Annotated in this window: 21 protein-coding genes; 9 read left to right on the plus strand and 12 right to left on the minus strand. The window is 62.8% G+C overall.

Annotated elements, in window-relative coordinates:
• Positions 1-10 precede the first annotated feature (10 nt).
• The gene (locus tag NKH70_RS15975; protein ID WP_352716839.1) at positions 11-1390 is read right to left on the minus strand and encodes a serine hydrolase domain-containing protein; all 1380 of its coding nucleotides are present in this window, start codon (positions 1388-1390) and stop codon (positions 11-13) included.
• A 405-nt stretch (positions 1391-1795) separates the two neighbouring features.
• Here NKH70_RS15975 and NKH70_RS15980 point away from each other — a divergent pair, with 405 nt between their 5' ends.
• Both NKH70_RS15980 and NKH70_RS15985 read left to right on the plus strand, forming a co-directional pair.
• On the plus strand, positions 1796-2593 hold the full coding sequence (locus NKH70_RS15980) for a glycoside hydrolase family 25 protein (RefSeq protein ID WP_352912749.1): 798 nt from the start codon (positions 1796-1798) through the stop codon (positions 2591-2593).
• Positions 2594-2673: 80 nt separating this feature from the next.
• The gene (locus NKH70_RS15985; protein WP_352912748.1) at positions 2674-3846 is read left to right on the plus strand and encodes a lytic murein transglycosylase; all 1173 of its coding nucleotides are present in this window, start codon (positions 2674-2676) and stop codon (positions 3844-3846) included.
• Between the two features lie 149 nt (positions 3847-3995).
• Here the strand turns inward: NKH70_RS15985 and NKH70_RS15990 are convergent, their stop codons facing one another.
• A complete protein-coding gene (locus NKH70_RS15990) occupies positions 3996-4883 on the minus strand; it encodes a LysR family transcriptional regulator (RefSeq protein WP_352912747.1) in 888 nt (295 codons plus the stop codon).
• A 123-nt stretch (positions 4884-5006) separates the two neighbouring features.
• Between NKH70_RS15990 and NKH70_RS15995 the strand changes: the two genes are divergently transcribed.
• Positions 5007-5738 (plus strand): SDR family oxidoreductase, encoded by a 732-nt coding sequence (locus tag NKH70_RS15995; RefSeq protein WP_353025612.1) that lies wholly within the window; start codon positions 5007-5009, stop codon positions 5736-5738.
• A 154-nt stretch (positions 5739-5892) separates the two neighbouring features.
• Here NKH70_RS15995 and NKH70_RS16000 read toward each other — a convergent pair whose 3' ends face one another.
• On the minus strand, positions 5893-7113 hold the full coding sequence (locus tag NKH70_RS16000) for an alanine racemase (RefSeq protein WP_023721223.1): 1221 nt from the start codon (positions 7111-7113) through the stop codon (positions 5893-5895).
• Between the two features lie 224 nt (positions 7114-7337).
• On the opposite strand from NKH70_RS16000, the gene NKH70_RS16005 reads away from it, so the two are divergent.
• Positions 7338-8255 carry a DMT family transporter gene (locus NKH70_RS16005; protein ID WP_352912746.1) on the plus strand — a complete coding sequence of 306 codons (918 nt, stop codon included), beginning with the start codon at positions 7338-7340 and terminating at the stop codon, positions 8253-8255.
• A 453-nt stretch (positions 8256-8708) separates the two neighbouring features.
• Here the strand turns inward: NKH70_RS16005 and metF are convergent, their stop codons facing one another.
• Both metF and NKH70_RS16015 read right to left on the minus strand, forming a co-directional pair.
• A complete protein-coding gene (gene metF, locus NKH70_RS16010; protein WP_023676795.1) occupies positions 8709-9626 on the minus strand; it encodes a methylenetetrahydrofolate reductase [NAD(P)H] in 918 nt (305 codons plus the stop codon).
• Positions 9626-10648, minus strand: coding sequence for an ArsR/SmtB family transcription factor (locus tag NKH70_RS16015; protein ID WP_292659442.1), 1023 nt, complete (start codon positions 10646-10648; stop codon positions 9626-9628). The genes metF and NKH70_RS16015 overlap by 1 nt, the downstream gene beginning before the upstream one ends.
• A gap of 142 nt (positions 10649-10790) precedes the next feature.
• On the opposite strand from NKH70_RS16015, the gene tsaA reads away from it, so the two are divergent.
• Both tsaA and NKH70_RS16025 read left to right on the plus strand, forming a co-directional pair.
• On the plus strand, positions 10791-11315 hold the full coding sequence (gene tsaA / locus NKH70_RS16020) for a tRNA (N6-threonylcarbamoyladenosine(37)-N6)-methyltransferase TrmO (RefSeq protein WP_352912745.1): 525 nt from the start codon (positions 10791-10793) through the stop codon (positions 11313-11315).
• Complete coding sequence (locus NKH70_RS16025; RefSeq protein ID WP_292659440.1) at positions 11312-11623, plus strand: DUF2293 domain-containing protein; 312 nt, start codon at positions 11312-11314, stop codon at positions 11621-11623. The genes tsaA and NKH70_RS16025 overlap by 4 nt, the downstream gene beginning before the upstream one ends.
• A gap of 296 nt (positions 11624-11919) precedes the next feature.
• Here the strand turns inward: NKH70_RS16025 and NKH70_RS16030 are convergent, their stop codons facing one another.
• The gene (locus tag NKH70_RS16030; protein ID WP_352979621.1) at positions 11920-12537 is read right to left on the minus strand and encodes an MOSC domain-containing protein; all 618 of its coding nucleotides are present in this window, start codon (positions 12535-12537) and stop codon (positions 11920-11922) included.
• A gap of 217 nt (positions 12538-12754) precedes the next feature.
• On the opposite strand from NKH70_RS16030, the gene NKH70_RS16035 reads away from it, so the two are divergent.
• Positions 12755-13321, plus strand: a complete 567-nt coding sequence (locus NKH70_RS16035) for a methyltransferase family protein (RefSeq protein ID WP_352912743.1) — start codon at positions 12755-12757, stop codon at positions 13319-13321.
• Here the strand turns inward: NKH70_RS16035 and NKH70_RS16040 are convergent, their stop codons facing one another.
• The 4 genes from NKH70_RS16040 to ettA form a co-directional block, all read right to left on the minus strand.
• Positions 13322-14443, minus strand: coding sequence for a beta-ketoacyl-ACP synthase III (locus NKH70_RS16040; protein WP_352578734.1), 1122 nt, complete (start codon positions 14441-14443; stop codon positions 13322-13324). It abuts the gene before it with no gap.
• A gap of 119 nt (positions 14444-14562) precedes the next feature.
• A complete protein-coding gene (locus tag NKH70_RS16045; protein ID WP_352912742.1) occupies positions 14563-14898 on the minus strand; it encodes a hypothetical protein in 336 nt (111 codons plus the stop codon).
• 117 nt (positions 14899-15015) lie between these two features.
• Positions 15016-15786: a trans-aconitate 2-methyltransferase gene (tam, locus tag NKH70_RS16050; RefSeq protein ID WP_352912741.1), complete on the minus strand. Its 771-nt coding sequence runs from the start codon at positions 15784-15786 to the stop codon at positions 15016-15018.
• 45 nt (positions 15787-15831) lie between these two features.
• A complete protein-coding gene (ettA, locus tag NKH70_RS16055) occupies positions 15832-17481 on the minus strand; it encodes an energy-dependent translational throttle protein EttA (protein ID WP_352912740.1) in 1650 nt (549 codons plus the stop codon).
• A 242-nt stretch (positions 17482-17723) separates the two neighbouring features.
• On the opposite strand from ettA, the gene NKH70_RS16060 reads away from it, so the two are divergent.
• Positions 17724-19019, plus strand: coding sequence for a GGDEF domain-containing protein (locus NKH70_RS16060; RefSeq protein WP_352912739.1), 1296 nt, complete (start codon positions 17724-17726; stop codon positions 19017-19019).
• A gap of 27 nt (positions 19020-19046) precedes the next feature.
• On the opposite strand, the gene NKH70_RS16065 is transcribed toward NKH70_RS16060, so the two are convergent.
• Both NKH70_RS16065 and NKH70_RS16070 read right to left on the minus strand, forming a co-directional pair.
• Positions 19047-19661 (minus strand): hypothetical protein, encoded by a 615-nt coding sequence (locus NKH70_RS16065; protein WP_352912738.1) that lies wholly within the window; start codon positions 19659-19661, stop codon positions 19047-19049.
• Between the two features lie 72 nt (positions 19662-19733).
• Positions 19734-20747 (minus strand): ribonuclease T2 family protein, encoded by a 1014-nt coding sequence (locus NKH70_RS16070; protein ID WP_352716865.1) that lies wholly within the window; start codon positions 20745-20747, stop codon positions 19734-19736.
• A 178-nt stretch (positions 20748-20925) separates the two neighbouring features.
• On the opposite strand from NKH70_RS16070, the gene NKH70_RS16075 reads away from it, so the two are divergent.
• Entirely contained in the window at positions 20926-21861 is a 936-nt protein-coding gene (locus NKH70_RS16075) for an alpha/beta fold hydrolase (RefSeq protein ID WP_352912737.1), read from the plus strand.
• Positions 21862-21908: the final 47 nt, after the last annotated feature.

Genomic DNA, 21908 nt, shown 5'->3' on the forward strand with positions numbered 1-21908 from the left:
TCGATACAGCCTAATGCAGCACCTTGACCAGCGCCGCTACCATCGCCTGCGGCCGGTAGCCGAGCCTGGCCGGCGTCAGCCCGAGCCGCAACACAACCAGTTGCTCCGAGGGGATGATGGCGACCGTTTGTCCGTCATGCCCCTCCATCCAATAGGTGTCCTTGGGCAGGCCGACGGCAATGCCGGCGCCGGGGTTTTCCTCGTCGCCCGGCCCTTCGATCCATAATTGTCCCTTGCCGTAGACGTTCGAGGCAGTTGCCGGTTCCCGCATCCAGTCGACGAAGCCGGCGGGCAGGATCGCTTTGCCGTTCCAGACGCCGCCCTGCAGCAGGAACTGGCCGAAGCGCGCCCAGTCGCGTGACGTGGCATAGAGATAGGACGAGCCGACGAAGGTGCCGTGCTCGTCGGCTTCAAGCACAGCGCTCTGCATGCCGAGCGGATCGAACAGGGCGGTCCTCGGCCAGGCCAGTGCCTTGTCCTTGTCGCCGATTGCGTCCTGCCACAGCCTGGACAGCATCACCGCCGTGCCGCTCGAATAGGAAAACACCTTGCCGACCTCGCCGGTCAGCGGCTTGGATCCGGCAAAGCCCGCCATGTCCGGTTCGAGATAGAGCATCCGCGTTACATCGGCGACGTCGCCATAATCCTCGTTGAATTCCAGCCCGCTCGACATCGCCATCATGTCGGCGAGGCTGATCATGGCGCGGCCATCTCCCTTCCAGGGACCGAACAGACCCTGGTTGGTCATCGCCAGCTTGCCGTCCTTCACCAGCGTGCCGACGATCGCCGCATTCACCGTCTTGGTCATCGACCAGCCCAATAGCGGCGTCTTTTCGGAAAAGCCGTCGCCATAGCGCTCTGCGACGATGCGGCCGTTCTTGACCACCACCACCGCCCGCATCCCGGCGCCGGTCATTGAAGGATCGTCGAGGACTTTCGCGACCTCTGGATCCTGCGAGGCACCGACATCGTCGCCTTCCGGCCACATCGCATCGGGCAGCGGCGCCGGCGTCGGTGCAGCTCCCGCGACAGCCTCGGCGGCGGCAATATCGCCGTCGGGAACCGAGGCGCAGCCGAGCCCGTCGCGCGCAACCGCGACACTCTTGCCGAGCGCGCCGAACAGGCCCGCCGAAACCGTTCCCTCCTCCTTGTCGACCGACACTCTCATCAGCTTCAGCAATGGATGACCCGGCGCCTGCACATCGACGGCAAGCACGTCGTCGGCATCTCGCCCTGCAATGAAGACGTTCGAGCAGACGATCTTGGCCGCATAGCCGGAACCAACGCGGATCAGTGCCGGCGGGGCGAAATACAGCCAGCCGGCGAGTACCGCGGCGGCCAGCACAGCCAGGCCGAGCAGCCATTTGACGAACTTCAAAAGGATCTGCATTTTGAGTTCCCCCGGCGCGCTCGATCTACGTCATCGATTTGCCGCCATTGTTTCGGCAAAATCGCGGCTCTTGTCGAGCGCCGTCAACCGAATATCAACCATGATCGGCGATCACAGGTGCATGTCGCCCAAAAGTGCGCAGCGGTTTTGGGACAAGGACATGCATAGACAGAGATCTAAGCGCGTCGAAGCGACGCGCTTGGGACAGACCGGGCGATCCTGTGGGGTGACCGTCCGGCGGGGCTTGAATGCGTGCGTCCCAAAACCGCGCAACGGTTTGGGAACGCATGAAACGAAGATCAAGGCGCATCGCGTAAGTCGGTTTCAGACACGCCGCGCCCGGTCGAGGGGCCACCCGCGGAAAGACCCATCAGCGGCCGGCTGAAACCGGCTCGGGAAGTAGCGATGCGCCGTTTCGCGGTCCTCATCACGCTGATGCTGCTTGGTGCCTGCTCGACGGTCGAGGATCTGACGCCATCGCTGTCGTCATCCAGCGCCCCGACGGTTGCGGTACGCGCGCCGCGTTTTGCCGATTCCGACCCGCATGAATGGGACAGCGGCGCACCGTGGAGCTATGCCGTCCACGGCACCGACGTCTCCAAATACCAGACCTCGATCGACTGGCCGGCGGCCAGGGCCAGCGGCATCTCTTTCGCCTTCATCAAGGCAACCGAAGGCGGAGACCGGTTCGATGAAGCTTTCAACGAGCATTGGAGCCGCACCAAGGCCTCAGGCGTCCCCCGCGCCGCCTATCATTTCTTCTACTTTTGCACGCCCGCCGCTACCCAGGCGCGCTGGTTCATCCAGAACGTGCCCAAAGACGGTTCGGCGATGCCGCCGGTTCTCGACATGGAATGGAACCCGAAATCGCCGACCTGCAAGCTGCGGCCCGATCCCGCCACGGTACGCAGCGAGATGAGCACATTCCTCGAAATCGTCGAAAAACACTACGGCAAGAAGCCGATCATCTATACGTCGGTCGACTTCTTCGAAGATAATGGTTTATCGGGCTTCCCCGGCTACCCCTACTGGCTGCGCTCCGTCGCCGGGCATCCGCGCCAGAAATACGGCAGCCATCCCTTCACCTTCTGGCAGTATACCGGAACGGGCGTCGTGCCGGGCATGGCCGGAAACGCCGACATCAACGTCTTCAACGGCTCCGAAGCCGCGTGGAAGGAGTGGTTGCGGCAGAACACCCGTTGACACCAGGCCTGCCGCCTGCTTTTCGACACAGCCAATGACGAATGCCCGCAACCGCTGGTAATCTTCTCGGAAGGATGGCGATGCGATCGCGCTTTGGATTTCTCGCGGCGCTGCTCCTGACCGCCGTGCCGGCCGCGGCACAGCAATGCGGCGGCGATTTCGAGGCATGGAAGCAGGGCGTGGCGGCGGAGGCCAGGGCGGCGGGCGTCGGCGCTGCCGGCCTTGATGCGCTGGAAAACGCCACCCTCGATGAGAAGGCATTGGCACGCGACCGCGCCCAGGGCGTCTTCACCCAGACCTTCATCGAATTCTCGAACCGCATGATCTCGTCGCATCGGCTGAAGCAAGGTGCGGCCAACCTGCAAAAGTATGCCGAGATCTTTGCCCGCGCCGATCGCGAATTCGGCGTGCAGGCGCCGGTCATCGCCGCTTTCTGGGCCCTGGAAACCGATTTTGGCGCCGTGCAAGGCGATTTCCACACACTGAACGCACTGGTCAGCCTCTCGCATGACTGCCGCCGCCCGCAGTTGTTCCGGCCGCAGATCGTGCCGCTGCTGATGCTGATCGATCGCGGCGTGGTGCCGGCCGACGTGACCGGTGCCTGGGCCGGCGAGATCGGCCAGACGCAGATGTTGCCTTCCGACTATCTCGGTCACGGCGTCGACGGCGACGGCAATGGCCTGGTCGACCTGCGCGGCAGCGCGCCGGACGTGATCATGAGCACGGCCAGCAAGATCCAGTCGCGTGGCTGGAAGCGCGACCAGCCCTGGATCGAGGAAGTCCGTGTTCCCGACGATTTGCCGTGGGAGCAAACGGGGCGCACCAACAAGCTGCCGTTGACGCAATGGACCCAGTGGGGCGTTACCAGGCCCGACGGCACGCCGCTTCTCGACAACGGCCTCAAGGCCGGCCTGGCGCTGCCCATGGGTCGCAACGGGCCAGCCTTCCTCACCTACGACAATTTCGACGTCTATCTCGAGTGGAACCAATCCTTCACCTATGCCCTGACCGCGGCAAATCTTGCCGCCCGGCTGGGGGGCGCGCCGCGATTCGATCCGCGCAACCCCGAACCCGGCCTCAACGGCGACCAGATGAAGGCGCTACAGACCAAGCTCGAGGCGAAAGGCTATGACGTCGGCACCGTCGACGGCATTCTAGGCACCAACACCCGCGAAGCGATCCGCAAGGAGCAGATGCGGCTGGGCCTGCCGGTCGACGGCTGGCCGACGCTCGAGCTGCTGGCGAGACTGTGAATGGTGAATTGTGAATTGTGAATTGTGAATTGTGAATTGTAAATGGAATAGCACCGGAGCCGCACTGAACACCAGAGCTACTACTATTCACTATTCACTATTCACTATTCACTATTCACTATTCACTATTCACTATTTTCACATCACTGCTAGGCAAGCAGGAAATCGATAAAGGCTCGCAGCGGCGCGGGAACCTGCCGGGAACTTGCGTGATATAGATAAAAACCCGGAAATCTCGGCGACCAGGCTTCGAGAACACGGATTAGCTTTCCCGCTTCGATCCACGGCCGGACCTGGTATTCCAGCATGTAAGCCACGCCGACCCCATCCAGAACCGCCCCGATCATCAGGTCCGTATCGTTGACCGTCAGGCCACCGCTGACGGCCACTTCCAGGGCACGTTGGCCTCGGGCGAACTCCCAGCGGTAGAGATTGCCGCCGCTCGGCCACTGGAAATTGATGCACTGGTGCTGATGCAGGTCCGCGGGGTGACGGGGTATCGGGTGATGCTCCAGATAGTTCGGCGCCGCCACTGCAGCCATCTCGAGCTCCTCGCTGAGCTTCACCGCCACCATATCCTTGTGCAGCCGCTCACCCAGTCTGATTCCGGCATCGAAGCGGCCCTCGACGATGTCGGTGAGCATGTCGTCGACAATGATTGTGAGGGCGATATCGGGATAGGCGCGGCGGAAATCGCCGAGGATCGGCGCGATGAAACGCGTGGCGGCGATGCGCGGAACATTGATGCGCAGCGAGCCTGCTGGCCGGCCGCGTGATGCATGAGCGTCCGCGACGGCCCCTTCCAGTTCGCTGAATGCCGATGCGATGCGGGCAAACAGCTTCTCGCCCTCAGCGGTCGGCGACATGCTGCGCGTTGTGCGGTTGAGCAGGCGGACACCGAGACGCTCTTCCAGCCCGCGTATCGTCTGGCTGAGTGCTGGAGGCGAAATCCTGAGCTTGCCCGCGGCGCGGACAAAGCTGCCCTCTTCGATAATTGTTGCAAATGCCGTGAGTTCGGAAAACTCGCTTCCTCGCATTATGTACCTCAGGCTTAACAAGTCAGTTAGATAATAGGCTATTCTCTGAGCAATAGCATGCTCCTAGCTTTTCCCCGGAACGCCGCTCGATCGAGGCGACCGTAGTCAGACGAAGGAACAGCCATGCATCGTCCACTTGAAGGCAAAACCGCACTTGTGACCGGTAGCTCGCGCGGCATCGGACGCGCCATCGCGGAGGGGTTCGCGGCCAAGGGTGCTGCCGCGGTCGTCAACTATGTCGGCAACGAGAAGGCAGCCAGGGAAGTCGTTGCCGCCATTGAAGGGAATGGCGGAAAAGCCGTCGCCATCCAAGCGGACGTCTCCAGCATCCTCCACATTCGCAAGTTGTTCGACAAAACCGAACGGCAGATGGGGCCGATTGACATCGTCGTCGCCAATGTCGGTGTCGCCGTCATAAAGCCGCTCGTCGAGGCCACCGAAGCGGACTTCGATCACGTCTTCGGCGCCAATGCCAAGGGCACCTTCTTCACGCTTCAGGAAGCGGCGCGCCGCGTTCGCGACGGTGGCCGCATCATTGCCGTCTCCACCGGTGGAACCAGGATGTTCTTCACGCAGACGGCGCTTTATCTCGGCAGCAAGGGAGCCGTCGAGCAGTTCGTCCGCGTCCTCTCGCGCGAACTCGGCCCGCGTGCCGTTACCGTGAATGCGCTTTCACCGGGCTTCACCGACACCGACCTGCTTCCGGAGCGGGACCGGGCCGTGGCCGCCGGCATGTCGCCCTTCGGCCGGATCGGAGCACCGCGCGACGTCGCCGATGTCGCGGTTTTCCTGGCTTCCGACGAGGCTCGCTGGCTGACCGGCGAGAACATCCAGGCCGGCGGCGGAGTAGCCTGACTACGCGGGCCGAATGGTGAATGGTGAATGGTGAATGGTGAATGGTGAATGGTGAATGGTGAATGGTGACAATTCACCGAAGCGGACGGAACGCAAGAACTACTTCCAGTCACTATTCACTATTCACTATTCACTATTCGCTATTCACCATCAACTAATCCGCCATCGTCTCCAGGCTGGCAAACCCCTGCGGCGCATCGCCTTCGTCGAATGGCGTTGCTACCTCGACGAAGGTGTCGGGATAGAAGCCGTTGAACCGTGTCCGGAGCGACAGCGAATAGGCGCCGATGTGGCCGATCTCGATCCAGTCGCCGGTATCGACGGTTTCGGGCAGCCAGAACGGCCGCGACAATATATCGACGGAATCGCAGGTCGCGCCGCAGACCTTGAATGGCACGATGGTCTTGTCCTCGCCATTGCGCGAGCGGATCGCGGGATCGGGGATGAAGCGTGCCGGCAGCGTGATCTTGCCGGTCCAGGAATCCGACAGCGACGCCCAGATGCCGTCATTGATGTAGAGCCTTTTGCCCTTGCGCAGCAGCACGCGCACGATCAGCGACAGGCAGCGCGCCACGATCACCCGGCCGGGCTCGGCCACCAGCGGCATCTGGTCGAACTGGTACTCCTGGAGGTCGCCCGATAACCGCGACATGATCTGGCCGAGCGACGGCATTTCCGGTTTGCGGCTGTTCGGGTCATGGCCATATTCGGCCGGAAAGCCGCCGCCGACATCGAGCCCGGCAATGTCGAAACCGACGCGGTTGCGCACCCAGTCGGCGGAGGCCAGCGCCCGCTCATAGGTGTCGGGATCCTCGATCTGGCTGCCGACATGAAAGCACAGCCCGACCTTGTAGCCGGTCCGGTTCAGCCGTTCGGCGAGTTCCACCGCATTGGCCGGTCCGGCGCCGAACTTCTTCGACAGTTCGTAGGCCGCCGAGCCTTTCGTCTGGATGCGCACGAACACGGTGATCGCGCCCGGATCGATGTCGAGCGCCCGCACCACCCTGGTCAGCTTGGTGATTTCGTCCTCATGGTCGAGCGAAATGACGCGAATGGCGTACTTTTCCAGCGCCAGCCTGATGTCCGACTGCGCCTTGACCGGGTGCATGTAGAGCATCTCGGCGTCCGGCGAGACGGCGCGCACGGCAGCGAATTCGCCGGGCGAGGCCACATCGAAGGCGCTGACGCCGGCCTCGACCAGTGCGTTGAGCACGATCTGCTCGCCATTGGTCTTGACCGCATAGGCGGTCTTGCCGGGAAACATGCCCATGAACTGTTTGGCATCCGCCTTCAGCACCTGCGGGCGGAAGCAATAGATCGGATCGTCCGGGCGCAGCGCCAGCGCTGCCTCGCGGGCATTTTCGAATCGCTGCATGGACGAATCCCTTGACTGAGGCTGCGCACAATTAATCCAAGCTAGCGGCTAATGAAAACAATTCTATGTCTCGCCGCCCCGGCTTCGCGGCGCTACGCCTTTCTGTACGCCGGTTATGGGCGAGCTAGGCCATCGCTCAGGTTTCGGGTGGCCCTTGCGGCCGGATCGGGTATGGCGTGAACAGACGCCTGAAGAGCAAGGCATCTCGTCTGGGAGGACGATCAATGGCGATGGCTGCCACCACCACAATGCGCGGGCCGATGGTGCTCAAAGACTGGGCGCAGCTTCTGCTGCTCGGCGCCATCTGGGGCGGTTCGTTCTTCTTTGCCCGCATTGCGGTGGCGGAACTTCCGCCGCTGGTGCTGGTGCTGTTCCGCGTCACCATCGCGGCGGCGGCACTTCAGCTCTATCTTGCGGTTCGCGGCCCGTCCTTTCGCCTCGCTTTGCCGCATGCCGGCCTGTTCTTCCTGCTGGCGCTCGCCAACAATGTCATCCCTTTCTCGCTGATCTTTGCCGGCCAGACCGAGCTTGGCGCCGGCGTCGCCTCGGTGCTCAATTCGACGACGCCGTTCTGGACGCTGATCCTCGCCAACGCCCTGACCAGCGACGAAAAGCTGTCATGGAACAAGCTTGCTGGCATCGCCCTCGGTATCGCGGGAACGGCGGTGATGATCGGTCCCGGCCTCGTCGCCGGGCTCGGCGGCCCGGTCTGGGCGAAATTCGCGCTGATCGGTGCCTCGGTCTCCTATGCGGTGGCGCTGATGATCGCCCGCCGCTTCAAGGGTGTGCCGTCACCGGTCATTGCCACCGGCCAATTGACTTGCTCGACCATCATCATGATCCCGGTCGTTCTGTTCACCTACGGGACCGCCAATCTGTTTTCGGCCTCGCCGCCGGTGTGGGCGGCGGTGCTGGCGCTGGCGCTGCTGTCGACCGCCTTCGCCTATATCCTCTATTTCAACCTTGTCGCCTCGGCCGGCGCCACCAACGCCTCGCTGGTCACGCTCATCGTGCCGGCCAGTGCCATCCTGCTCGGCTTCCTGTTCCTGGGCGAGCGGCTCGAACTGTTCGAATTGGGCGGCATGGCGCTGATTGCGCTTGGCCTCGTCACCATCGACGGTCGCCTGTTCGGGCGGCGTTAATGCATGTTCCCAAAATGTCAGCTCGAAATCGATTCGATTTCGGCCAACGGTAGCGCTGCCATGCCCCGGCTTTGCCACAAATTATTCACAGGTCCCGAGCCGGCTTTTGACAAAGAGTTTCAATGCCTAACGGCAAACGGCAGGTCGCAAATTCCACAATTTCGTCGCATTGCAGCAAAGTTTCTCCTTGCCTGTGGCACAAATGACCCTAGACTCTCGCCATAGCTCTTTAAGAGGAGGCTATGACATGGGACTGACGAGGCCGATCAACGCATTGATGATTTGTGCTGCGTTTGCATTCATCGGCGCCCTCATTATGGGCGTCCTTCCATAAGGCCGCTGAGCGGGGGAAGACCAGCACCGAATACTCCAAACCATTGAAAAGGCCGGGCATTTTGCCCGGCCTTTTGCATTCCCCCGATCTTTGACATTTCAAAAAGGGGCTTTGCCGCTTTACGCCGCGGCGGATCCAGCCGCCTCGACTTCGTGCGACCTGATGCCGATCATGTGGCAGATGGCAAAGACCAGATCGGCCCGGTTCATCGTGTAGAAGTGGAAATCGCCGACGCCGCGCTCGACAAGGTCCAGCACCTGCTCGGCGGCCACGGCAGACGCCACCAGCGCATGCGTTTGCGGGTCGTTCTGCAGCCCATCGAAGCGCTCGGCCAGCCATGCCGGCACCAAGGCGCCGCAACGCGCCGAGAAGTTGGCGACCTGCGTGAAATTGTGCACCGGCAATATGCCAGGCACGATCGGTATGTAGATGCCGGCCCGCCGTGCCCGCTCGACATAGCGTTCATAAAGGTCGTTGTCGAAGAAGAACTGGGTGATCGCCCGCGTCGCTCCGTTGTCCGCCTTGCGCTTCAGCATGTCGAAGTCGGTGGCGAAATCCGGGCTTTCCGGATGTTTTTCCGGATAGGCCGAGACCGATATGTCGAAATCGCCGGCGCCCTTCAGCGCATCGACCAGTTCGGCGCCATTGGCATAGCCTTCCGGATGCGGCCGGTAGGCCGCGCCGACGCCCTCGGCCGGATCGCCGCGCAGGGCGACGAAACGCTTGACGCCCATGTCGGCGAATTCCCGGATCACCGCATCGACCTCGTGACGCGCCGCATCGACGCAAGTCATGTGCGCCGCCGGTGTCAGCGTCGTTTCATTAAGGATACGCTTGACGGTGCGGGCCGTGCGCTCGCGGGTCGAACCACCGGCGCCATAGGTGACGGAGACGAATTTCGGCTTGAGCGGCTCCAGCCGGGTGACCGTGTCCCACAGCCTTGCTTCCATCTCATCGTTTTTCGGAGGAAAGAACTCGAATGAAACCCTGACCTTGTCGCCGATGTCGGGGCGGCGGGAGAAGCGGAACTGGTTCATCAGGCTGTTTCCCCTATCGGATACGCATTGGCCGGTTGTCTGTCGTTGGAAGGCTCGGCAATCAGCATCCGCCGATCGCGGCCGAGCCAGAGTTTGACGGTGAGCTTGGCCTCGTTGCCGCCGCGCGGCTCGAATTCCTGGCTGTCCTCGAGGTCGAGGCCGGCCTCGGAAAACCAGTCGCCAATTTGCCGGTCGGAAAAGCCGAGGCGCATATGCGCGTGCTCCTCGCGCAAGAACTCCAGCGTGTGCGGCGCGAAATCGACGATCACCAGCCGGCCGGCCGGGCGCAACAGACGAGCCGCCTCGCGGATGGCACGGGCAGGATCGTCGAGATAATGCAGCACCTGATGGATGGTAACGAGATCGAAGGCGTCGCGTTCGACCGGCGGCGCAAAAATGTCGCCCTGCCGCACCTGCGCATTCGAAACGCCGGCCTTGTCGAGATTGGCGCGCGCCACCGTCAGCATCTCGCGCGACATGTCGATGCCGACACCGCGCCGATAGAGCGGCGAAAAGATCTCGAGCAGCCGTCCGGTGCCGGTGCCGAGATCGAGCATCGACTGGAACGGCCGCTTGCCGACGAGCTTGATGAGGGCTGCTTCGACCGCGCGGTCCGGCACATGCAGCGAGCGGATGTGGTCCCAGCTTGCGGCGTTTACCGAGAAATATTCGGCAGCCCGGTCCTGCCGCTTGCGCTTGACCGCGGCCAGCCGTTCGAGATCACGCTCGACCTGCGGATCGGCGCCGCGGATGCCGGAAACCAGCCTGAGCACGAAATCGCGCGAGGAGTCGGAATCCGATAGCCGGAAGAACGCCCACGAGCCCTCCTGGTAGCGGCCGATCAGCCCTGCCTCCAGCAGCAATTTCAAATGGCGCGAGACGCGCGGCTGCGATTGGCCGAGGATTTCGGTGAGATCGGACACGGTCAGATCGCCGCGCGACAGCAGCGCCAATATACGCAGCCGGCTGGATTCGGCAGCCGCCTTCAATGTATCTACCATCGTGTCGAGAGCGACATGCATGCGAGCATTCTCTTTGAAAAGATATAAACATATGTTTATGTCGGTTTTGATAGGCTTGCAAGCGCTATGTCGCTTCCGGACAAGAAAATGACGCATGCGTGGCGGACCGCGCAAGGCCGCAAGCATGATCGAGGCGAGACCCATGTTCGAAACGCGCAGCGGCGAAAAGCTTCTGGAAACCGACCCGGCAACGATGCCGCCGGATGGCCATGTCGTCTTCATCGGCCGCATCGCTTCGCCTTGGGTCACGCGGGAGACCTGCCCCAAGAACATGAAGGCAGCGCGGGAGACGGGACAGCCGGCGGTTCTCACGATCGATCCGCTCTATCGGGACGGCCTGCTTGGGCTGGAACGTGCCAGCCACGTCGTCATCCTGTCTTGGCTGCACCATGCGCCGCGGCAACTGATTGTCCAGAAACCCCGCCATGCCACGGAGCCGAAAGGCGTCTTTTCGCTACGCTCCCCTGCCCGGCCGAATCCTGTCGGACTGCATATTGCCAAGCTCGTCGCACTCGACATCGACACCGGCCGTGTCGAGCTTGACGCCATCGACGTGCTCGACGGCACGCCGGTCATCGACATCAAGCCCTATTTCGCCTCGACCGATGCTTTCGCCGAGGCGACCATGGCTGGGCGGAACGAGTCGTCCAGATCGGACGAGCAGTGAGCGCCCCGACCGGCCGCCGCCGCGCCATCGCCAAGGCGCTGACAGCGCTTCTGCCGCTGGCGCCTTATGCCGACATGGAAAAGATCCGTGCCGATGCCGGCGCCGTGCACATGAAGAGCTTGCCGCCGAGCATTGCCGTGTGGCTGGCGACGATTGCGCATATTCGCCACGCCCACACCGACTACGAAAAACTGCTCGCCGAAGGCTATGACCGCGATTCCGCGCGGTTCTTCGTCATCGAGCAAACCAACATCGTGCTGACCCGCTGGCGCGCCACCCGTTTGCTCGACGATGAGGATGAGGCGTAGAGGATGGCAAGCACACGCGTCGAGTTCTGCGCTCTTCACCGTTGTGATTAGCGAAATCGAGACGTGACGGCCAATCTCCCCCCAAGTGGGGGAGATGTCCGGCAGGACAGAGAGGGGCGCTGTCCCGCCAACCTCACGTCGGCAACATCGGAACCTTCGAAACCTCAAAACAAAAAACCCGCCTCGGTGGGCGGGTCGTCGGTGCGAATCAGCACCAAAATTAATAGCATAGCTGCCGGCACAAAGCAAGAACAAAATACGCCGTGACCGGCAAAGTCGCCTTGCCTGGAAAACAACTAGGCCCGGTAAATCCACTGCTCCGGCACGCGCACCGATATCTCCTCGCCGGCCGTGATCGTGCCGGGCTTCTCGACCCAGGCTACGAGCCCGCGCAAGCGCTTCGCCGCCTTCGGGAACAGCAGCGCGCCGCCGTCATGATCGGCCATCCCGGCATTTTCGGCGACGGATCGCCCTGCGATGCGGCAAGGCCCATTCTGCGCGTCGATCTTGACGGCAGCGCCGCCTTTGAAGAACAGCAGCGTGCCAGACGGCAGCATGGAGAGGCGCGGCAGGCCTTCGATCAGGAGATTGGCGCCGATCCATTCCGGCTTGATCTCGGTAATGCCAATCCGTTCGGCAACGATTGCCAGTTCGTCCGCCGCGACGATCGACAATTGCCGCTCGTTGCGCATCTCGGTGCCGCGCGGATACCAGGGTTCCCGCCCGCCGGAGCGCCGCGTCGTGCCGGCGTGGAAATCGCCCTCGATGCCGTCGAAACCGAGTTGCAGCGCATCCACCGCTCGTGTCTCAAAACGATCGAATGGTGCGAGATAGAGCGCCGCCACCCTGGCGGCGAGTTTTCGCGCCGGCACGATCTCGACCGGATTTCCGGTTGCGGGAAACAGATCCGGCATTGGTTTCATTCCTAGCGACCGGATGCAGTTAGCCGAAGTCGATTCATAGGGTCCAGTCGAAAGCGTTGATGCTCCAATCAAGACGGCTGATACGGGTCGGCACCACCAGCTTCCCGGTTGAATCAGCCCCATGCAAAAGCGTGCCGCATTGCTGCCGCGCTGCATCGGTTGATAATATCGGTCAGGTTAAGCCCGCGGAGGTTATGCGGAGGTTATCATGCATCCCGCATCGGCAATCGCGCAGCTCTGGCTACTCTGGGTTGTCTCATGGGCCGCGGCCGCCTTCTGGGCCGACCGGGCCGAAAAACGCGCCGGCTTCGAGGCCGAACTGCCCTACCGGGCGGTGCTGGTGGTCGGCACGATCCTGCTCTTCATCCCGGCGCACGGTTATGCCGGCCCGCTGAGGCTTTGGACGCCGAACCTTGCCGAAGCGTGGATCTGCGTCGCGCTGATTGCTGCAGGCCTGGCATTTGCCTGGTGGGCGCGGCTGCATCTCGGCCGCCTGTGGTCGGGCACGGTCACCGCCAAGGCAGAGCACCGCGTCATCGACACCGGTCCCTACCGGCTGGTTCGCCACCCGATCTACACCGGGCTGCTTCTGGCGATCCTCGCCACCATGGCGGCGAAAGGCACCGTCTGGGGCGTTGCCGGCGCCATTCTTCTCACTGCCGGCATCGTCATGAAGGCAAGGCTGGAGGAGCGTTTTCTGCGCGGCGAACTGGGTAGCGCTTACGACGACTATGCCAGGCGCGTTCCGATGCTGGTTCCGTTCGCGCGGAAATAGTCAGAGCATGCGCAACAGCGCGCCGCCGATCGAGTAGCCGGCGCCGAAGGCGCAGAGCAGGCCGTAGTCGCCGGCTTTCATATCGGCATGGTTCTCCGACAGGGCGATGATGGCACCGGCGGCAGCCGTGTTGCCGAGGCGCTCCAGCACCATCGGCGCGCGGTCATGGTCGACGTCATGGCCGAACGACAGTTTCAGGATCATGGCGTTCATCCGCGCATTGGCCTGATGCAGCCAGAAGCGCCGGATCGCTTGCGGAGTCAGCCCGTGTTCGGCCAGGAACTCGACAATGAACTTGTGGCCGGCGACGGTGACTTCCTTGAACACCTTGTTGCCGATCTGCTTGATCAGATTGCCTTCCAGATCGATCATGTACGGATCGTCCTGGGTGGCGCGGGTATAATAGCCGAGATTGGTACGGATGCTGTTCGACATCTGCGTCCAGGCGCGCGTGTCGAGCACCTCGAAGCGTCCCGGCCGCTTCTCGCCCTGGGCGAGCCCCTCGACGATCATCGACACGGAAGCGTCGCCGAAGATGAAATGCGTCTGCCGGTCGCGAAAATTGAGATGGCCGGTGATGATCTCCGGCGTCGTCACCAGCACGCGTTTGTGCGCCCCTGCCCGCACCAGATTGACCGCAATGTGCAACGCCGCCGCCGCCGAAGAGCAGCCAAGCCCCATGTCGAAGCCGGCGCCTTTCGTGCCCAGCGCCTGCTGCATTTCGATGGCGATAGCCGGATAGGGCCGCTGATGGTGCGAGGCCGAGCAGATCACCAGGTCGATATCCCCGGGCTTCAGCCCGGCATGATCGAGCGCCTTGCCGGCCGAGGCGATGCCGAACTCGGCCTCCAGCGACAGCGCATCGTCGGGCCGGGCCGGGAAGCGCGGCGCCATGCGGGTCGGGTCGAGGATGCCCTCCCGTTCGATGACATGGCGGGTCTGGACGCCCGAGGCATGGACGATGAAGGCACTGTCCGATTTCTGCAGGAGCGGCTCGCCCGACACCTCGCGGCGGACGTTCTCCATGTCCACCCAGCTGTTGAAGCTGGCGACGAGCTCCTCATTGGTGATCGAAGCTTCGGGGATTTCAACGCCGATGCCGCTGATGATGACGCGATGCATTTCCAGTTCGTCCCGTGCGCAGGCGTTGCGGCTTCATGTCGACGCCGCAATAAGCTCGGCGCAACCTCTTTTGCACCTAGCCAGTTTATGCCGGCTTAAATCAAGTCCCTGGAAGGTCTTTACCAGGCGCAGAGCTTGGTATTGGTCTGCGGGTTGTTCCAGCAGGCACCGTCATCGTTGCTGCGCACGAATTGCCCGGGCAGCGGCACGTTGCGGCGGCCGAGATTGACATAGCCATAGGCAAAACCCGGCCCGTCGATCTCCAGGACGTAAGTCGGATAGCCCGGCGCCGAGATGCGAAAGCTGCCGGCATCGTCCAGCGCCCGGTAGCTGCACGAGAAATAGCCGTCGTCGCTGGTGAAGCAGCGCGCTCGCTTGGCCTCCGCCGATATCGAAAAGGCAAGCACAGCGGCCGCACAAATGCTGCCGCCGAAAATGAGCTTTTTCAGTGTCATCATCCACCCCCCAATGGCCCATGAAGGGCCGTTATCCCTTCCCCAGCGAGATGCGCATGACGGCGAAAGCCGGTCAAGCATCCGCTGCTGGCTGTTTTTGGGTGTAGCTAAGAGTTTCTAGGCAGAACGCCGCGCCACGATGAAGACACGGGGAAAGCGCAGCAACACCTTGCCGCTTGCCATTTTCGGATAGGCTTCGCTGATCCTGTCCGTGTAGCGCTTCAGGAAAAGTTGTCGCTCGTCTTGATCGAGCGGATCGAGGAACGGCTTCAGCCCGGTCGACTTCACCCATTCCACGATCGCCTCGGCATCGGTCAGCGGATGGTTGTAGATCGTGTGCCAGATATCGAGCCGATCCGCGAATGGCGACAAAAGGTCGTAATAGAACGCGACCGGCGGCAGCGGCGCGCGGGCAGCGTCGCCGAGCTTTTCGGCAAACGGCATCTCGGCCGCGGTCTCCCGCATCAGCCGGTGCGATGGCTCGCCCATATTGTCCGGCATCTGCACGGCAAGCGCGCCGCCGGGCGCCAAAAATCCCATCAGCCGCTGGAAGACCGCCGGATGCTCCGGCAGCCATTGAAACACCGCATTGGCGAAGATCACGTCGACGGGTTCGTTCGGCTGCCACGTCGCCGCATCCGCCAAGGCAAAGGTGACGCCGGGCAGGCCGGCCTTCGCCTTCTCGATCATGTCGGGCGACGTATCGAAGCCGCTGATCTGCGCCTGCGGCCAGCGCTCGACCAGCAATTCGGTCGAATTACCCGGCCCGCAGCCGATGTCGACAACCCGGCGCGGTGCGTGCACCGGCACCTGCGCGACCAGATCGCGCGCCGGCCGGGTGCGCTCATCCTCGAATTTCAGGTAGAGGGCGGCGGACCAATCGGCCATCTTGGTTCCTCAGATCATTTGAGAATTCGCCGCCCTGTAAATGTCTTACCGCGTCAGCCGCTTATACGTCATCCTGTGCGGGTTGACCGCATCCGGACCAAGCCGGCGGATCTTGTCCTGCTCGTAATCCTCGAAATTGCCTTCGAACCATTCGACGTGGCTGTCGCCCTCGAAGGCGAGGATGTGCGTCGCCAGACGATCGAGGAACATGCGATCGTGCGAGATGATGACGGCGCAGCCGGCGAAGCTCTCGAGCGCGTCTTCAAGTGCGGCCAGCGTTTCGGTATCGAGATCGTTCGTCGGTTCGTCGAGCAGCAGCACGTTGCCGCCGGTCTTCAGCATCTTGGCCAGATGCACGCGGTTGCGCTGGCCGCCGGATAGGTTGCCGACCTTCTGCTGCTGGTCGCCGCCGCGGAAATTGAACGATGCGCAATAGGCGCGGGTGTTGGCTTCGAACTTGCCGAGCTTGACCACTTCGGCGCCGCCCGAGATCTCTTCCCAGACGGTCTTGGTCGGGTCGAGTGCGTCGCGGCTCTGATCGACATAACCGAGCTTGACCGTCTCGCCGACGCGGATGGTGCCGGCGTCCGGCTTTTCCTGGCCGGTGATCATGCGGAACAGCGTCGTCTTGCCGGCGCCGTTCGGGCCGATGACGCCGACGATGCCGCCCGGCGGCAGCTTGAATTCAAGATCGTCGATCAAAAGCGTGTCGCCAAAGCCCTTCGACAGGCCCTCGACCTCGATCACCACATTACCGAGCCGCTCGCCATGCGGAATGACGATCTGCGTGTCGCTCGGACGCCGCTTGTCGGCGGCATCCAGCAGGTCCTGGAACGCCTGGATACGCGCTTTCGACTTGGTCTGCCGGGCCTTCGGGCTGGACTGGATCCACTCGCGCTCGCGGCCGATCGCCCGCTGGCGCGCATCGTCCTCGCGGCCTTCCTGCTTGAGCCGCTTGGCCTTGGCTTCGAGATATTTGGTGTAGTTGCCCTCATAGGGAATGCCGCGGCCGCGGTCGAGCTCGAGGATCCATCCGGTGACATTGTCGAGGAAGTAGCGATCGTGGGTGATGATCATCACCGCGCCCGGATAGGCGCGCAGATGCTTTTCCAGCCACGCCGTCGTCTCGGCGTCGAGATGGTTGGTCGGCTCGTCGAGCAGCAGAAGGTCGGGCTGGCGCAGCAGCAGCTGGCAGAGCGCGACGCGGCGCCGCTCGCCGCCCGACAGCTTGGTGACGTCGGCGTCCTTGGGCGGGCAGCCCAGCGCTTCCATCGCCATCTCGACCTGCTGTTCGAGATCCCACAGGTTGAGCCGGTCCATCTCGTCCTGGAGTTTGGCCGACTCGTCGGCCGTCTCGTCGGAATAGTTCATCATCAATTCGTTGTAGCGCTCGATGATGGCAGTCTTGGCGGCGACGCCTTCCATGACGTTCTCGAACACGGTCTTGCTCGCATCGAGTGCCGGCTCCTGCGCCAGGTAACCGACGGTCGCGCCTTCGGCCAGCCACGCCTCGCCGCTCCACTCCTTGTCGATGCCGGCCATGATCTTGAGGATCGTCGACTTGCCGGCGCCGTTGGGACCGAGGATGCCGATCTTGGCGTCCGGGTAGAAGGACAGATGAATGTTCTCGAGCACCTTCTTGGTGCCGTAGGCCTTGTTGAGGCCGGCCATGTGATAGATGAACTGGCGTGCCACGCGCGCTTTCCCTGAAAAGTCGACTGATGTCGGATTGAATGGAAGTTGGGGGCTATGTAAGCGATGCGGCCCCGAACGGCAAACAGTTTTGGCCCCAAGCGGATTTGGTCGCACCCGCAAACGCTTAGCCGCTTCATTTCGTGCCGGCGCCCTTGCGAAAGCTCCCATTAACCATTCCGCGTCAAAACAGTGTTGGATGGGAAATCGCTGGCAGCCGCGATTTCGGGGAGAGAGATCGGGCCGTGCTGAACAGTTTCCTGCTTTTTGCCGAAGCGGTTCTCTATTTCGGCATCATGGTCACGCTTTTCCGGTTCAGGGGCCGCATCGGCCTCGGCGTCTTTGTCTGCGCTCTTGGCGTCATGCATTTCCTGGAAACCTACCTCGCCAGCGTCTTCTACGTCGCGCTGCCGTTCGGCATGGTATCGCCGGGTTCGGCCGTGCTGTTTTCCGGCAAGCTGGTCATGCTGCTCCTGCTCTACATCAAGGAGGACGCGGCAACCGTCCGGCAGCCCATCTACGGCCTGCTGCTCGGCAATGCCCTGATGATCGGCCTCGTGCTGATCCTGCGCCTGCACGATATTGCCGCCCTGCCCGGCGGCAAGCTTCCCGACATCGGCTTCATCGACGAGATGGGCTGGCTGATGGTGTGGGGCACGACGCTGCTGTTCATCGACGCCATCCTGATCATCCTGCTCTATGAAAAGCTCGGCAAATATCTGCGCAAGGCGCTTTTCACCCGCATCCTGGTCTCCGTCGCCTGCGTGCTCACCTTCGACCAGGCAGGCTTTTTCACGGCGCTGCATTTCGTCACCGGTGCGCCGGTGGCGGTGTTCTTTGGCGGCTGGTTCGCCAAGATGGCAGCGGCCCTGGTCTACAGCACTATGCTGGTCGCCTATATCAGGTGGTTCGAGGCGCGGCAGGTGCCGGCGCCGCGCGGGCTTTCCGACATTTTCGACACGCTGACCTATCGCGAGCGCTATGAAGCGCTGGTCGAGCATGTCGGTCGCGACGGCCTCACCGGCCTGCTGCACAGGGGGCGCTTCGACAGCGATGGCGAGGCCGCCGTTGCAACCAGCCTGCGAACCGCCAGGCCGCTCAGCCTGCTGATCATCGATGTCGACCACTTCAAATCGATCAACGACCGCTTCGGCCATGCCGAGGGCGACAAGGTGCTGAAAGCCCTGGCGATTTTGCTTGGCGAACTTGTCGGGACCGAAGATCAATTGTTCAGGATCGGCGGCGAGGAATTCGCCATCCTCGGCTGGCGTCCGCAGCCGCTCGCCAGACTGCTGGGCGAAACCGTCAGGCAAGCGGTCAAGACGTCCGCAAGCACCAGCCGGTTCGACATCACCGTCAGCGCCGGCATCTCGACAGTCAGCGAGACGACCCGTTGCCTTGCCGATCTCTTTGCGCTCGCCGACCAGCGTCTCTACAAGGCCAAATCGACCGGACGCGATCGCGTTGTCGGCGAACCGGGCGGCAACGAAGCAGACGGCCGCAACACATGGACCAGGCCGGAGCGCAGCGCCGGCGCGTAACGCTACCCTGGCCTCCGATTGGCTCAATCAGGATCGTTTGCGCCGCTGCCATCCGCCGATCGCAACCGAAATCGCCATCAGCGCGATCGCCAGCCATTTCAACGCGGTAATAATCGGACCGGCATCGATGTCGTAGGCAATGAACAGAAGGATGCCCGGCATCAGCAGGCCGCAGAGCACGAGCGTGATCCGGTTGATCTGCCATGACACTTTTGCGGCAAGCGCCTGGTCGCCGGGCACGGCGACGAGCGCGGCACGTAGCGACTTCGGCGCCACCAGTGCGGTCGAAAGACTCAGCGAAATCGGCAGGCCGATGCCGATGATCAGGAAGGCGCATGCCGCCAGGAGCAGCGAAAACTTGAGCGCACTGGTTTCGGCCGGCACCGGGAACAGCAGCGCCGCCAGCGGCAGGAAGACACCGAAGATCCCGAGCGCAGCAATGGCGATGAAGATCGCCGCGTTGACCAGCGTGAACAATTGGTAGGTGCCGCCGCCGACGGGTTTGGCAAGCGTGGTCATGCGCACCCACTCCACTTCGGTGTAGGAAAAGCCCGGCCACTCCATATGGCCGTCGCGGATCGCCGTCATGCCCTTGGCCCAGAACGCCAGCCGCGCCAGCGCGCCGCTCGTCATGCCACTCATCGCCACCCCCTACGAATGATGCCCAGGGATCATACCATCCCCGGTGCAAAGCGACAGTTGCGTTCGGCCTGTCTACTGGAACCCGACGGCATCGACCGTGCCCTTCGGGCAGCCGGCCTTGGTTGTCGGTGCCGAGGCAAGCAGCAGGGCACCGAGCGAGGCGTTCGAGGCGATCGGGCCGGCCAGGCCGAGCGTCAGCTCGCCGATCAGCCGCCTGCCGCTCGAGGGATCGACCACGCAGGATACGCGGACCCGGTCGCCCGCGCCTTTGCCGAAGGCACTGTCGAAGGTGCTGGCAATCTGATCGGACGTGAGCTGCTTGCCGATGTTCTTGGTGAAGAGATCGCGCACCGGCGAAGCGTTCACCGCGCGCATCAGGTTCAAGGCGTCGGAGAAATACTCCTGCTGGCTCTTGCCGTAGCAGGTGCCGTGCTTGATCCATTCATGCCTTTCGAGGGCGGATGCGGTGCCCGGCATCACCTGGTCGAGTTCCGACCGCGTATTCGGGTCCAGCGTGACCGGCGGCAAATCCCGCCAGTGCGCCGGATCGTCGTTCGCCTTGTCGCCTGCCGCGACCTGGCAATAGAAATTTCCATTCGGCTGCGGCCACAACCCATGCAAGGTGAAGTGGGTCGCATCGAAACCGGCGGCGGTCTGCGCCCGGCATTCGGCCTTGCTGGATTTGGTCTCACAGAAAGCCGGCTGCCAGCTCAGCGCGAAGACATATTCCGGTTTTCCGGACGCCGATGGCTTGTTCGGATCGGCAGGCGCCGGTGCAGCCGGCATCGTCGATGCGCTGCCGCCCGAAACGTGGCCGCAGCCGGTCTTGACCCAGCGGCGCTCCGGATCGGCGCCCGGCACGCGAATGAGATAGTGCGTGGGCGCGTCCTTGTTGCCGGCCAGGAGATCATAGCTCTGGCCAGCCGCGGTCGAGATGTTGCCGGGATTCTTGCCGCTCTTGATCGCCTGCGTTGCCGGACAGGCGGTATCGGCGACGAAAGCGCCGGTCATCTTCACATCGGCCCGCGCCGCGCCGGCAAGCAGCACGGCCGCAAGCGCCAATCCGAAAACAAAACCTGTCCGCATAAGGGTCCCTCGGCTGAAAAACTGCGGCAACAGACTGCCGATGCCACCATGTCAGAATTGCGAACGTGCGGTAAACGTCAGCGCGCAAATCGGTCACGCCGGATTGACGCAAAACCGGCGCCGGCGCAAACAAAACTCGCGTCCGGTATCGTGTCGGGGCGTTGGAGACGACGCGGCGATGTCATTCGACCAACAGCTTGTGCTTCGATCGCCGACCGGCGCCGAGCTCAACCTTTATGTGAAACACGCCATCGGCCAACCGCGCGCCATCGTTCAGATCAACCACGGGTTGGCCGAACACGCCGCGCGCTATGCCCGCTTCGCCGATTTCCTCGGCGCGCGCGGCTACCAGGTCTTCGCGCACGACCACCGTGGCCACGGCGCCACCAAGGCGCCCGACGCGCCACCTGGCAGGTTCGCCGATGCGAATGGCGGTGCCAAGGTCATCGCCGATGTCGCCGCCGTCCACGATCTGATCGCCAGGGAAAGGGCTGGCCTGCCGGTCATCGTCTTCGGCCATTCCTTGGGCGCGTCGGTCGCGCTGAACTTTGTCCTCCGCAACTCGGCGCGCATCCATGCCGCCGCGATCTGGAACGGCAATTTCTCGGCCGGACTGCTCGGCCAAATCGCGCTGGCCATGCTTGGTTGGGAAAAGTTCCGGCTTGGCTCAGACGTGCCGTCGCGCATGCTGCCCCGGCTGACGTTCCGGGCCTGGGGCAAGGCGGTGCCCAATCGCCGGACGCCGTTCGACTGGCTGTCGCGCGATGCCGTTGAAGTCGAGAAATACATCGCCGACCCGCTCTGCGGCTGGGACGCATCGGTGTCGATGTGGCAGGACATCGTCAAGATGACGCTGCATTGCGGCAGCGACCGCAATTTTTCCGGCGTGCGGCGCGACCTGTTCGTCAATCTGGTCGGAGGCGAGCAGGATCCGGCCTCGGACGGCGGCAAGGCGGTCAGCCATCTTGCCGGCCGGATGCACATGATGGGTTTTTCGAATCTCGTTTCAAAGGTTTACGCCGAAACCCGCCACGAAAGCCTGAACGAGATCAATCGAGACATCATCATGGAGGATTTTGCCGCCTGGGCCGACCGTGTGCTGAGGGCACAGTGATACTTGGCCCATTGCAAGGGCCGTGACAGCGGCACCCGGGATTGATA

Origin of the sequence: Mesorhizobium sp. M0991, from assembly GCF_040318915.1 — a bacterium.
GTDB lineage: Bacteria > Pseudomonadota > Alphaproteobacteria > Rhizobiales > Rhizobiaceae > Mesorhizobium.